The following is a 13,567-nucleotide window of genomic DNA, read 5'->3' on the forward strand; positions in this document are numbered from 1 at the left end:
AAATGAAAAAACCTCTTCACATAAGAAGAGGCAGGCATTTTCCATCTCTCCTTATCTCCCGGATTTATTTGTATCCGCAGGAATTGGCACCGTGTATTATAAAAATACCGGTTGCCGGGCTTCAACGGGCCAGTCCCTCCACCTCTCTTGATAAGAACCAAGTATTAAGTTGTTAAAACTATAGCATATGGAAAAATATGAGTCAATTGATTATTCAGAATTTTTGAATTAAATAACGAGGAGCTTCTTTTACTATAATAAATGCCTCCAGTTAGCCACTTAACAATCGTCTAATCGGTTGAGATTACAGGCTATTATAGAGAATTCTACAAATCAATTAAAACTTCTGACATAGACAGCGTAAAATAGAAACAGCACCTTTAAAAGATTCTAGTTAAATATTCATCGACATATTTCCTGAGAAATAACTGCTCTTATTCTGTAATTCTCTTTAATTGATCAACAAGATAGGGAACTGAGTGGAAGGCATAGATTTTCTCGATTAGCTGGTTATCCTTGATTAAAATGAGGCATGGTACACTTTGAATTTGATATTCTTCTGCAAGTTCCTTAGCATAGTTAAGATTGACTTTTTCCAAAGAGGCATTTGGGAGGACTTCCTTTGCAATATCAAGCATTTTACCTGCTAATTGACATGTTCCGCAAAGAGGAGTAAAAGTATAGATCGCTTTATTTATCGTGGTTTGATTGTTCATTTTTCATTACATCCTTCATTTGTTTTAAAAATTCGGCTTTTACATCTATATTGGCTGCCAAAAGAACCGTTGCTAAATGATATCTTGGCGCATTAGCAACTTCACGGTATGTACGATCAATATATATGTGAGATGCATTTGGCATTTCTTGTCTTAACTGTTTTCTCAGCTTTTCTCCGGATTCATCTGCATCAGCCAAAATATACACGTCTCTCTGTTCAAGTTCGTCTACTAATTCATCCATTTTCGATAGACTGATGGTTCCATTTGTACATCTTATATCGACAGATTCGTTAAGTACAGATTGTATTTTTTGGCGGTCGGTAGAACCTTCCACAATAATTACTTTCTCACTTTGAGCATCCTGCATGATTGATCACCTTTTATTAGGAGAGTACGTTCTATGTGATTGGACAATTGCCTTCGTCTTTTTCATTATATGTATCTTACCCTAACATAGTGGAAAGTAACAATTGATCTAAAAACATAATAAAAAGGAAAGAAGCTGACGAATGACCCCAAACTTCTCCCCTCTATTGACTACTCTTCTTTAGTCGCTGTTTCGTATTGGCCAGCATCCATTAATTCATCATATTCGCTGATTTCGGATGGTTCAACAACTACCATCCATGCTTTTTCATATGGAGATTCATTAACATATTCTGGACTATCCGCTAATTCTTCATTTACTTCAACAACTGTCCCACTGATTGGCGCATACAATTCAGATACTGTCTTAACTGATTCTACACTGCCAAACGGTTCATTACGGGTCAATTGATCACCTATTTCCGGTAGTTCCACAAATACGATGTCTCCCAATTCTTTTTGAGCAAAATCAGTTATTCCAATTCGAATCTTACCATCCTCTTGTTTAACCCATTCATGCTCAGCTGTATAACGTAATCCCGCTGGAATGCTCATGATTTAATCCCCCCAAAATGTATGTATGGTTCCTATTTATCATGACATCAAACTGGTTATTTGACAATTGTTTCATGCCCAGATTTTCTGGTAATTTACCTCTTTGAATCCTACTGTTACTTTTTCTCCATCAAATGCGATTGGGCGCTTGATTAGCATCCCGTCTGATGCAAGCAAGGTAAGAATTTCATCTTCAGACATATCCTTCACTTTATCTTTTAACCCAAGTTCTCTGTATTTCATCCCACTTGTGTTAAAAAATTTCTGAAGAGACAATTCACTTTTTTGATAAATTATTTCTAGCTCTTCTTTCGATGGAGGATTTTGCGCTATATCAACTTCTTGATAGGATATTCCCTTTTCATCAAACCATTTCTTTGCTTTTCTGCATGTCCCGCATTTAGGATACCAGTATAATGTAATCATCGTTTTATCACCTCAATTGAAGCATACCACATTTTTTCATCTATCTTAAACGGATATACTTCTGCTCTAGAAAAGGTAACAGGTCTAACATAGCGGGAAAAGAAAAAGCCTGGTTTTCACCAGGCCTCCATAGTATAAAGGATTAAACAGTGTAACGCTCAGCATCAACTAACTTTTCTGAAGCTTCACGTTTAAGTGCGATTACATTGATTGGTGTGAAACGTGTGAATTTACGTAAAGCTGATGTCATCATACGTAATGTATCACCAGTTTCTGTTGCCACTAATGTTTCTTTAGCATGCTTCTCGATTTCGCCAAATGCTTCCTGGCAGAAGATTTGAGTATAAAGAAGTTTTTGTTTGTTCTTTTCTAAGCCATCTTTTTTGATTGCTTTTTCTGTACGAAGAACAACTGATTCCATCGCATAAACGAAAGAAGCAATATCCGCAATATTAACAAGAATTTCTTGTTCTTTTTCCAGCTCAGTACCATATTTTTGCGCAGCCAATCCTGCAATCATAATACCAATCTTCTTAGCATTTTTCACAAGATGTTTTTCTTGATCAAGCGGCTCTGTACCTGGCTCTTCAGGCATAAGCATCATGAGTCCTTCAGACAGCTCCTGTGCTTTTTGTAATAACGGCAATTCACCTTTTATAGCTTTTTTCAGGAATGTACCTGGTACAAGCAGACGGTTAATTTCGTTTGTTCCTTCAAATATACGGTTAATACGAGAATCACGGTACATTCTTTCAATTTCATACTCAGCCATAAATCCATAGCCTCCATGAAGCTGAACCGCTTCATCCACAACATAATCTAAAACCTCGGAAGCAAAGAACTTATTTAAGGAGCATTCGATTGCATATTCAGCAATTGATTTTGCTACTTCTTTCCCATCTTTTACTTCTTCATCACTTAGGCGGCTCATTCTTTCCTCGAATAAACCAACTGTCCTATAGACGGAACTTTCAGCTGCGTATATTTTGGAAGCCATTGTAGAGAGCTTTTCTTTTGTTAAATTAAATGAAGAGATTGGTGTTTTAAACTGTTGGCGTTGATTAGCATACGTAGCAGCTAATTCAAATCCTCGTTTGGAAGCACCAACAGCTCCTACTCCCAATTTATAACGACCGATATTCAAAATGTTAAAGGCAATTACATGACCTCTTCCTGCTTCTCCCAATAGGTTCTCAACAGGTACTTCTGCATCCTCAAGAATTAATGTTCTAGTTGAAGAGCTCTTAATCCCCATTTTCTTTTCTTCCGGTCCAGTAGACACACCTGGATACTCTCTTTCTACGATAAATGCAGAGAATTTGTCACCGTCGATTTTTGCATATACGACAAATACATCAGCAAAGCCTGCATTTGTAATCCATTGTTTTTCACCATTTAAGACATAGTGAGTTCCTGCTTCATTCAATTTTGCTGTTGTCTTTGCGCCAAGTGCATCAGAGCCTGAGCTTGGTTCTGTTAAGGCATAGGCTGCTAGCTTTTCCCCGGTAGCCAATAATGGAAGGTACTTTTGTTTTTGTTCTTCGTTACCAAACAAAACGATTGGCAAGGAACCAATACCAACATGTGCTCCATGAGAAATAGAGAAGCCTCCTGCACGGGATAGTCTTTCTGAAATAAGGGCGGAACTAACTTTATCCAAGCCTAATCCACCGTATTCCTCCGGTACATCTGCGCCCAATAGACCCAGTTCTCCAGCTTGTTTCAATAGTTTTACAGAACGGTCAAACTCATGATCCTCTAAATATTCCACCTGAGGCAATACTTCATTTACTAAATAATCCTCAGTCGTTTTTGCAATCATTTTATGCTCATCTGTATAGTCCTCAGGTGTAAACATATTCTCTGCTTCAATATCCTCAATTAAAAACGCTCCGCCTTTTAACACTTCTTCTGTTTGATTAGCCATTTTTCTTCCCCCTTATTTAGAGATGACTGGGCTCTCGTTGCCAATCATCTCATCGCTTATAACTTTTTATGCTAATAATTCAAATACTCCAGCCGCGCCCATTCCTCCGCCAATACACATCGTTACGACTCCAAATTGCTCATTTCGTCGTTTCATCTCGTGAAGGAGACTCAAGGTTAATTTAGCTCCAGTACACCCAAGTGGATGTCCTAATGCAATGGCACCGCCATTTACATTCACCCTCTCCTCATCCAATCCAAGTTGACGAATTACCTGAATGGATTGGGAAGCAAACGCTTCATTTAATTCGAACAATCCAATATCAGATAAACTTAAGCCTGCCAGTTTAAGAGCTTTAGGAATTGCTTCTACCGGACCGATTCCCATAAGTTCCGGTGGCACTCCTGCGACTGCAAAAGAACGAAATTTTAAAAGTGGCTTGAAGCCATCCGCCTCGGCTTTTTCCCGATCCATCAGTAATACCGCTGCTGCTCCATCACTGGTTTGTGAAGCATTCCCGGCTGTTACTGTTCCTGTGAGTGAAAATGCAGGCCTCAGTCTAGCAAGCACTTCCGTTGTTGTCCCTTCTCGTACTCCTTCATCTGTTGTAAATTGAACGGAGCGCTCTTTTAATTTATTGTCTGATCCTACTTGACGAAAAGTGACATCAACAGGAACGATTTCATCTTCAAATTTCCCATCCCGAATGGCCTGTGCTGCTTTTTGGTGACTGCGTACTGCAAAGGCATCCTGGTCTTCACGGGTAATCCCAAATTTCTTAGCAACTTCTTCAGCCGTATGTCCCATACCCATATAATATTCAGGAGCTGCTTCTGCCAGTTTCGAATTGGGACGAACTACATGTCCCATCATCGGAACCATACTCATCGATTCAACCCCACCGGAAATGACCGTTTCAGAATGTCCGAGCATAATTCGCTCTGCTCCATAAGCAATGGATTGCAGTCCTGATGAACAGTAACGATTGATCGTTATAGCGGGTACATTGTATGGTAAACCTGCCAAGGCACCGATATTACGAGTCACATTGAGCCCTTGCTCTGCTTCAGGCATAGCGCATCCAAAGATCATATCATCAATTGGTCCATCGTAATTTTCTGCTCGTTTTAGCGTTTCCTTTACTACTAATGCACCTAAATCATCTGGTCGAACATTTGCAAGAGTTCCTTTTTTGGCTCTGCCTACCGGGGTTCTGGCTCCGGCTACAATCACTGCTTCTCTCATGCCAATCCTCCTCTTAATCACTCAAAATACGGATCTATTAATTGCGTAATGGTTTTCCTTTAACAAGCATATGTTGCATGCGCTGCTGTGTTTTTCCTTCTTGGATAAGGCTGATAAATGCTTCTCTTTCTAAATCAAGTAAATACTGTTCATCTACTTCTGTTCCATAAGGCACTTTACCGCCAGCTAAAACATAGGCAATTTTTTGGGCAATCTTCAAATCATGCTCTGAAATATAGCCTGAATACAGCATGGATTGCGCTCCTAGTAACAGAGCCGCATAACCAGGTTCTCCTGATACCGGAATTTTTTTGCGCACCGGTGGCTTATAACCAGTATCATGTAAAGCAATAACAGCCTGTTTCGCATCGTATAACTGATGATCCGGATTAAAGCTGATTCCATCGTTACTATTCAGGAAATTATTCTCTCTTGCTTCATCAGCGGAAGTAGATACTTGGGCAGTAGCAATCGTTTCAAACACTTTAATAGCAACTTTAGTAATATCGAAATCAATACCATTCGGTAAGCTATCCAGATGTTTAATATACAGCTCTTTATTTCCGCCTCCGCCAGGCAACAAACCGACACCCGTCTCAACCAATCCTATATATGACTCAGATGATGCCTGGATTTTTGCGGCTGGCAAGCAAATTTCAGCTCCTCCGCCAAGCGTCATATTAAATGGCGCAGCGACAACCGGTTTATTGCTGTATTTAATATTCATCATTGCTTGCTGGAATTGACGTGTAATCATTTCTACATCAAATATATTGTCGTCCTGTACTTCCATTAAAATCATGGCCAGGTTGGCTCCAACGCAGAAGTTTTTGCCCTGGTTTCCGATAACTAATCCTTTGTAGTTTTTATCCACTTCTTCAATTGCATAATTGATCATTTGAATAATATCAAAGCCAATCGCATTATTCGGAGAATGGAATTCTAGCAAAGCCACACCATCACCAATATCAATCAGGCTCGCACCGCTATTTTTCTTAATGACCCCTTTTTGTTTCTTAATCAACTTCAGATTTATGATTTTTTCGTTTACTTCAACCTCTTGATATTCACCATTTGCATAATAAAGGGTTCCGTTATCCCCTTCTTTATAGAAGGTTGTGTTACCGTTTTCAATCATTTGTGTGATCCATTCAGGAATATTGCGTCCTTCCTCCTGCATCCTGGCAACGGATTTCTCTAGGCCAATTGCATCCCAGGTTTCAAATGGTCCAAGCTGCCAACCGAATCCCCATTTCATGGCCTGATCGATTGCAACAATATCATCGGCAATGTCGCCAAGTAGTTCTGCTGAATAGAGTAAAGTAGGGCTGATTACATTCCATAGCAATTCACCGACACGATCTTTCGCATAAATAAGCGCTTTCAATTTTCTCGCGGCGCCTTTCTCCTGCTTTACCATATCAAGCGAAGGTGCTTTTAGCTTTTTACGCTCTACATATTCCAAAGTGGATGGGTCAAGCTCCAGTATTTCTTTCCCTTTTTTCAGGAAGAATCCCTGCCCTGACTTACTTCCCAACCAGCCGTTATCAAGCATCTTTTTCATAAATTCAGGTACTTCAAATACAGATTTTTCTTCCTCATTATCTACATTGTCATAAACATTTTTAGCTACATGCGCGAATGTATCCAGTCCCACTACATCCAGCGTACGGAAGGTTGCACTCTTTGGACGGCCAATTAAAGGACCAGTTACAGAATCTACTTCCCCGACACTGTAGCCGCGCTCCATCATTTCACGAACAGTTACCAATAAACCGTAAGTCCCAATGCGATTACCGATAAAATTCGGGGTATCTTTAGCAATTACAACCCCTTTTCCTAAAACATTTTCTCCAAATTGTTTCATCGCTTTAACTATTTCAGGCGATGTTGCTTCTGTCGGGATAATTTCCAAAAGCTTTAAATATCTAGGTGGATTAAAGAAATGAGTGCCAAGGAAATGTTTGCGGAAATCTTCTGAACGCCCTTCCGCCATTGCCTCAATGGAAATTCCGGATGTATTTGAACTAATAATACTGCCCGGCTTTCTATATTCGTCAATTTGTGAAAACACACTTTGTTTAATATCAAGTCTTTCAACAACGACCTCAATAATCCAGTCGCAATCATTAATTTTTGACAAGTCGTCTTCAAAGTTTCCTGGCTCAATTAAAGATAAATTTTTCTTGGAGGTTAACGGTGCAGGTTTTTGTTTAAGTAGTTTTTGAATGGACATTTGAGCCAATCGATTACGGACTTGCTTGTCTTCAAGAGTTAGCCCCTTTTTTCCCTCATCCGCGGTAAGTTCTCTTGGAACAATATCCAATAGCTTAACCGGAATTCCAATGTTGGCTAAATGTGCTGCAATCCCTGAACCCATGACACCTGATCCAAGTACAGCTACTTTTTTAATTTTAAGGTTCAACATTAATCCCCCTTTAATTTGAATGAATACTCATTCATTTTTATGACAAAAAAATATGGAATAAAAATCCTACATCTTTAACTATAAAAGATTTTCGAAAATTCCGCAATTAAAAAAGCCATAAAAATGGTAATTTGTTAGAAAGTTTTTATTTGGTCAAACTACTACTGGAGGTGAATTTAATGGCGAAGCTTAAAAAGAATCCAAGCAAAGAAGGAGTCAGTGCGGCAAGTGTAAAAGGCAATGCTGGTCCGCACCATGAAAAACATTATAATAAGGTAAACAGCCAAAATAACCAGTTTAAAAAATAGTCTGCACCTGTTTTATACTATGTACAAGGCGTACTTTTTCGCTCCTATTAAACGCACATAAAATACCCCAAATCTAATGATTTGGGGTATGTGTTTCATCATTATGCCATTACTGTCTCTTCCTGCATAGATATAATCGTTCCCGCATTTCCTTTCAATGCATCTAATGCTTTTTCGAGAGATGTAATAATAGTAGTACGGCCAGGTCTTGATTCTGCAAATTGAATAGCAGCTTCTACTTTAGGAAGCATACTGCCCGGTGCAAAGTGACCTTCTTCAGCCAATGCCTTTATTTCATTGGTTGAAATAGATTCCAGTTTTTGCTGATTAGGCTGATTGTAGTTTATGTAGATATTGTCTACAGCAGTCAAAATAATTAATGAGTCTGCATCCACTAATTCTGCTAACTTCTCAGAAGCAAAATCCTTGTCGATTACTGCCTCAACACCAATCAACTCGTCGTCAGATTGCATAACTGGGATACCGCCGCCTCCTGTAGAAATAACAATTTTTCCACTTTCCACAAGACTATTAATGCTCTTATGCTCCAGGATGCTGACCGGTTTCGGTGAAGGAACGACTCTTCTCCAACCTCTGCCTGCATCTTCCTTAAAGGAAGCACCAGTCTCCTGGATCAATTTCATCGCTTCCTCTTCTGTATAAAAAGGACCAATCGGTTTTGTAGGATTCTTGAAGGCGCCATCATTTTCATCAACTACGACCCTTGTTACAATGCCCACTACATCTTTATGAATTCCTCTTTTGCTTAGGGCTTTGTCCATGGCATTTTCCAACCAGTATCCAATCATACCTTGTGACATCGCTCCGCAAGTATCAAGTGGCATTGCTGGATTTTTCTCTGAATCAGCCGCTTTTTGCTGAAGAAGGATATTTCCTACTTGTGGACCATTACCATGCGAAATGATAATATCCATTCCATTTTCAACAAGCGTTGCAAGCTGTTCAGCTGTCTTTTCTAGTGCCAGCTGTTGAGCCTTTGCACTGGCATCTCCGGATTGAATGGCATTACCGCCTAAAGCTATCACTACTTTTTTTCTTTCCATAGTTGATTCAATACCTCCAAAAATCAGTCTGTATTTAGAACTCATTAAATGGAAATAGTTCCATTGATCAATCCAACAATCGCCATACCGGCAAATACAACAAACGCTGCTGCAATAGCCAATTCTGTTTTCGTAAATACTTGTTTAATATTCGCTTCTTTCTGTACAGCTCTGTAAATCAGGATACCTGGTGCATATAAAAGCATAGTTAATAGTAAGTATCCAATACCGGCTGCATAAACCATCCAAACACCATATACACTTGCCACAATACCAACAATAATGTTTTTCACGCGATCTGCGGCAGTATCTTGTAAGGAATATTTCAATTGATAGAATGCTGTAAATGCATACGGAATTAAAATAGCTGAAGATGCCAATGAAAATGCAAAGTTATAAGCTTGCTCAGATACAAGGAATGTCAATAGGAACACTTGAATCAGACCATTTGTAATCCATAAAGAATTAGACGGAGCCCCATTTTTATTAACTTTTGCAAACCATTTAGGGAATAATTTATCCTTACCTGCTAAGTAAGGAATCTCGGATGCCAGCAATGTCCAGCCCAACCAAGCACCTAGGACAGAGACTATTAATCCAAGATTGATGAATGTTGCTCCCCATGGACCTACCATTTCTTCAAACACATATGCCATAGACGGATTAGCCAAACCGGCTACTTCTGCACGATTCATTGCACCGATAGACATAATATTAATTAATACGTAAATGATTAACGTACTAATCAAACCAATGACAGTCGCTTTACCAACATCCTTTTTGTCTTTCGCACGGCTGGATAAAACAACCGCTCCTTCAACCCCAATGAACACCCAAAGTGTTACAAGCATAGTGCTCTTTGTTTGGGACATAACATCACTAAATTTGAAGCCAGCACCAGTTCCCCAGAAGTCGTCTAAGAAAATATCCGCATTAAAAGCAAAAATACCAATAATGATAAATAGGAAAATAGGAACTAATTTTGCAATTGTTGTTATTGTATTTACAAGTGTTGCTGAGTGAACTCCTCGTAAAACTAAAGCATGCACAGCCCATAGCAATACGCTGGCACCAATGATTGCAGCTATGTTTTGTCCACCTTCAAACATAGGGATAAAGTAACCAATGGAAGAGAACAAAAGTGTAGCGTATGCTACGTTACCTAACCATGCAGACAGCCAGTAACCCCAAGCACTGTTGAATCCCATAAATTTACCAAATCCAGCTGAAGCATAGCTGTAAACTCCACCATCAAGATCCGGTCTTTTATCATTCAAGTTTTGGAAAGATAACGCTAGCGCGACCATCCCTATACCAGTAATTGTCCATCCTAAAATAATTGCACCGGGAGAAGCTGCACCAGCCATATCTGAAGCAAGGTTAAATGCTCCTCCTCCAATCATAGAACCTATAACAATGGCAATTAAGGCAAATAAGCCAATCTTTTTATCTTCTGCCATTTTTTCTTCACCTCGTTAATTTGATAATGGTAGCAGGGAATTGTGTAGAACCAATTCCCTGCTCATCTACTTATTCAATATTTCCTAATGTCAATGCCATTACAGATTTGATTGTATGCATTCTGTTTTCAGCTTGATCAAATACTTTGGAATGCTTGCTGCGGAAGACTTCATCTGTAACTTCCATTTCAGCTAATCCGTGCTCTTCATGAATCGCACGACCATAAGAAGTTTCTAAGTCATGGAATGCCGGTAAGCAGTGTAAGAAGATCACGTTGTCATTTCCAGTCATTTTGATCATATCCATATTCACTTGATATGGAGCTAATAAAGCGATACGTTCTGCGAACTTGTCTTCTTCTCCCATTGATACCCAAACATCTGTGTAGATAACATCAGCGCCGGATACTGCCTCTTCAACATTAGATGTGATTGTTACACGGCCTTGGGACTCTTTTGCTAATTCCTTAGCAAGTTCAACAATAGATGCTTCTGGGAATAAAGATTCCGGTGAACAGATACGTACATCCATACCAACTTTTGCACCGCCGACAAGTAAGCTGTTTGCTACGTTGTTACGGCCATCCCCAACGTATACGAATTTAACGCCTTTTAAGTGGCCTACATTTTCTTTCACTGTTAAGAAGTCCGCTAAAGTTTGAGTTGGATGCCATAAATCTGTAAGACCATTCCATACAGGAACTCCGGAGTGCTCAGCCAAAGATTCCACTTTTGCATGTTCAAAGCCACGGAATTCGATACCATCAAACATACGGCCTAAAACTTTAGCAGTATCTTCAATAGATTCTTTTTTTCCAAGTTGGATATCATCTTTTCCAAGATACTCAGGATGAGCGCCTAAATCAGTACAAGCTACCGTAAAAGCACAACGTGTACGAGTTGATGGTTTTTCAAATAATAAGGCAATATTTTTACCTTCCATATAACGGTGAGGAATGCCTTGTTTTTTCTTTTCCTTTAACTCAGCAGCAAAATCAATCATGTGTAAGAATTCTTCTTCAGTGAAATCTTTCTCAGCCAAGAAACTTCTACCTTTAAGGTCTGGTCTTGTTTTAATCATTTTATATACTCCCTCCAACGATAACCTTTTAATCAACTAAATCTTTTATTAAATGTCTTCACGTACTAGAGGCATGCTCATGCAGCGTGGGCCCCCACGGCCACGAGACAATTCAGAGCTTTTGATTTCAATAACTTTTACACCATGTTTGCGTAAGCACTCGTTTGAGATATAGTTACGGTCATATGTAACAACTACACCAGGTGCAATCGCCAGTGTATTGGAACCATCATTCCACTGTTCACGTGGAGCTGCGATTTCATCTCCGTCACCACAAAGGATGATTTCAAGTTCAGGCAAGTTAAGCACTTCTTTTAAAGTCTCTTTAATGTCAGTACGGTGTGTGATATTTACATTAAATTCATCAGCGCCTTTTTCAAGGATGTAAATATTCATTTTACCGCCAGGTCCCTGAATCATCGGATGCATTGTAAATTTATTGTAGTCTACCATTGTAAATACAGTATCCAGGTGCATGAATGCACGGCAGCTAGGTATTTCAATAGCTATTACTTTCTTGAATTGATTTTGTTTATTCAAGATGCTAAGCGCGAATTTTTCGATTGCTTTAGCAGATGTTCTTGCTGAAACACCGATTGCGACTACTTCTGGGCTTAATACCAGTTCATCTCCCCCCTCAATTGGGTTATGATAAGTACGGTCAAGCCATACAGGAACATCTTTACCAGCAAAACGTGGATGATGCTTGATAATATATTCCATGAACATGGACTCTCTGCGTCTTGCAGGTTCGCGCATGTTATTAATTGTTAAACCGTTTCCGATAGCTGCTGCCGGGTCCCGCGTAAAATACAGGTTTGGCATTGGATCTGTATAGAATGGATAATGGTCTTCCATCAATTCATACAAATGTGTTTTTTTGCTGATCTCCAGTTCATTTTTGCGGATACCGGACATAATTTTGTCAACCATGTCTTCATTTGAAAATGATAATAAATACTCTTTAAGATTTTCAAATGTACCCTGTACCTTTGCATTGCTTTCTTCAAGCATGCGGCTAACAAATTCCTCTTTCACTTCAGGATTTGTAAGAGATTCTGCAGCAAGCTTCTCAAGGTATAAAACTTCTATTCCTTGATCTCTTAGTGTATTAGCAAAATAATCGTGCTCTTCCTGAATAATCGGCAAATAAGGAATATCATCAAACAATAGTCTCTCCAGATATTCCGGAGTAAGATTTTCTACTTCTTTTCCGGGACGCTTTAACATTACAGTTTTTAAAGTGCCGATTTCAGAAGTAACATGAATTGGATTTGTCATATTGCCTTTCCTCCTGCACACCTTATTTTTCTTACATTTTTAGTGTAAAGGAACGAAAAAAAGAGATTTGTGATTTTTTACACACAAAAAATGTGTAAATCCTCACATAAATCTCTTTAAATAGAAAAGTTTATGTATGAATATTCAATTAATTATTTTTAATTTCCTATTATTTCGCATAACTATGTATATTTTTTTGCATATCATACTTGAAATATAAAAAAATATTTCTTATAAATTTGCAACTGTTCTTAACCTTTCTTCCAGGGCCTCTGCTTGATGGATTGTACGGCAAATAATCATACAGGTATCATTCCCACATATAGTTGCCGCCTTCTCTTCCCACTCAAGTTCATCTAAAATTGCCCCAAATGAGTGGGCATGGCCAGGTAATACTTTTAGGATAATAAAATATTCTATTCTTTCAATATTTAATAATGCGTCTTGCATTTTTTTACGTAGTTTCATTGTGTCATTGTACTTATGATCTCCGATAAATCCATACTTCGTCCCTCCGGTCTTAGATGGATATTTTACCAGGCTTAATTCCCGGATATCTCGAGAAATGGTGGCTTGTGTAATATGCAACCCTTGCTTAGATAATTCTTCGACCAGCTGTTCCTGAGTTTTAATTTCATTATTCTGAATTACCTGCTTAATAATAGCGAGTCTTTTTTCCTTATTCATAATAAAATACTCCTTTTACT

At 38.8% G+C, this 13,567-nt stretch carries 13 protein-coding genes and 1 riboswitch; of the genes, 1 reads left to right on the forward strand and 12 read right to left on the reverse strand.

All coding sequences use genetic code 11. The annotated features are described in order from the left end of the window. Nucleotides 1-48: 48 nt before the first annotated feature. A riboswitch (SAM riboswitch) is annotated at nucleotides 49-157 on the reverse strand. A gap of 277 nt (nucleotides 158-434) precedes the next feature. The 7 genes from AC4G3O_RS11620 to AC4G3O_RS11650 form a co-directional block, all read right to left on the reverse strand. Then, nucleotides 435-716 carry a thioredoxin family protein gene (locus AC4G3O_RS11620; RefSeq protein WP_140461729.1) on the reverse strand — a complete coding sequence of 94 codons (282 nt, stop codon included), beginning with the start codon at nucleotides 714-716 and terminating at the stop codon, nucleotides 435-437. After that, entirely contained in the window at nucleotides 691-1,086 is a 396-nt protein-coding gene (locus tag AC4G3O_RS11625; RefSeq protein ID WP_491136208.1) for a toprim domain-containing protein, read from the reverse strand. Before AC4G3O_RS11625 ends, AC4G3O_RS11620 begins: the two co-directional genes overlap by 26 nt. Nucleotides 1,087-1,256: 170 nt before the next feature. Further along, on the reverse strand, nucleotides 1,257-1,640 hold the full coding sequence (gene gcvH / locus AC4G3O_RS11630; protein ID WP_066106469.1) for a glycine cleavage system protein GcvH: 384 nt from the start codon (nucleotides 1,638-1,640) through the stop codon (nucleotides 1,257-1,259). A 72-nt stretch (nucleotides 1,641-1,712) separates the two neighbouring features. Then, the gene (locus AC4G3O_RS11635) at nucleotides 1,713-2,066 is read right to left on the reverse strand and encodes an arsenate reductase family protein (protein WP_066106466.1); all 354 of its coding nucleotides are present in this window, start codon (nucleotides 2,064-2,066) and stop codon (nucleotides 1,713-1,715) included. A gap of 142 nt (nucleotides 2,067-2,208) precedes the next feature. Next, nucleotides 2,209-3,993: an acyl-CoA dehydrogenase FadE gene (locus tag AC4G3O_RS11640; protein WP_148630703.1), complete on the reverse strand. Its 1,785-nt coding sequence runs from the start codon at nucleotides 3,991-3,993 to the stop codon at nucleotides 2,209-2,211. A 66-nt stretch (nucleotides 3,994-4,059) separates the two neighbouring features. Beyond that, the gene (locus tag AC4G3O_RS11645; protein ID WP_140461732.1) at nucleotides 4,060-5,238 is read right to left on the reverse strand and encodes an acetyl-CoA C-acetyltransferase; all 1,179 of its coding nucleotides are present in this window, start codon (nucleotides 5,236-5,238) and stop codon (nucleotides 4,060-4,062) included. 37 nt (nucleotides 5,239-5,275) lie between these two features. Next, nucleotides 5,276-7,618: a 3-hydroxyacyl-CoA dehydrogenase/enoyl-CoA hydratase family protein gene (locus tag AC4G3O_RS11650; protein WP_491136364.1), complete on the reverse strand. Its 2,343-nt coding sequence runs from the start codon at nucleotides 7,616-7,618 to the stop codon at nucleotides 5,276-5,278. Nucleotides 7,619-7,845: 227 nt separating this feature from the next. Between AC4G3O_RS11650 and AC4G3O_RS11655 the strand changes: the two genes are divergently transcribed. Further along, nucleotides 7,846-7,974, forward strand: coding sequence for a YuzL family protein (locus AC4G3O_RS11655; protein WP_077248114.1), 129 nt, complete (start codon nucleotides 7,846-7,848; stop codon nucleotides 7,972-7,974). A 101-nt stretch (nucleotides 7,975-8,075) separates the two neighbouring features. Here AC4G3O_RS11655 and arcC read toward each other — a convergent pair whose 3' ends face one another. From arcC to argR, 5 genes are all read right to left on the reverse strand, one after another. Continuing rightward, on the reverse strand, nucleotides 8,076-9,038 hold the full coding sequence (gene arcC / locus AC4G3O_RS11660; protein ID WP_066106453.1) for a carbamate kinase: 963 nt from the start codon (nucleotides 9,036-9,038) through the stop codon (nucleotides 8,076-8,078). 44 nt (nucleotides 9,039-9,082) lie between these two features. After that, on the reverse strand, nucleotides 9,083-10,498 hold the full coding sequence (gene arcD, locus AC4G3O_RS11665) for an arginine-ornithine antiporter (RefSeq protein WP_066106450.1): 1,416 nt from the start codon (nucleotides 10,496-10,498) through the stop codon (nucleotides 9,083-9,085). Nucleotides 10,499-10,568: 70 nt separating this feature from the next. After that, a complete protein-coding gene (gene argF / locus AC4G3O_RS11670) occupies nucleotides 10,569-11,579 on the reverse strand; it encodes an ornithine carbamoyltransferase (RefSeq protein WP_066106447.1) in 1,011 nt (336 codons plus the stop codon). Between the two features lie 48 nt (nucleotides 11,580-11,627). Further along, the gene (gene arcA, locus AC4G3O_RS11675) at nucleotides 11,628-12,860 is read right to left on the reverse strand and encodes an arginine deiminase (protein WP_066106443.1); all 1,233 of its coding nucleotides are present in this window, start codon (nucleotides 12,858-12,860) and stop codon (nucleotides 11,628-11,630) included. Nucleotides 12,861-13,091: 231 nt separating this feature from the next. After that, on the reverse strand, nucleotides 13,092-13,547 hold the full coding sequence (argR, locus tag AC4G3O_RS11680) for an arginine repressor (protein ID WP_066106440.1): 456 nt from the start codon (nucleotides 13,545-13,547) through the stop codon (nucleotides 13,092-13,094). Nucleotides 13,548-13,567 lie beyond the last annotated feature (20 nt).

The organism is Bacillus sp. z14 (2026), from assembly GCF_058313575.1.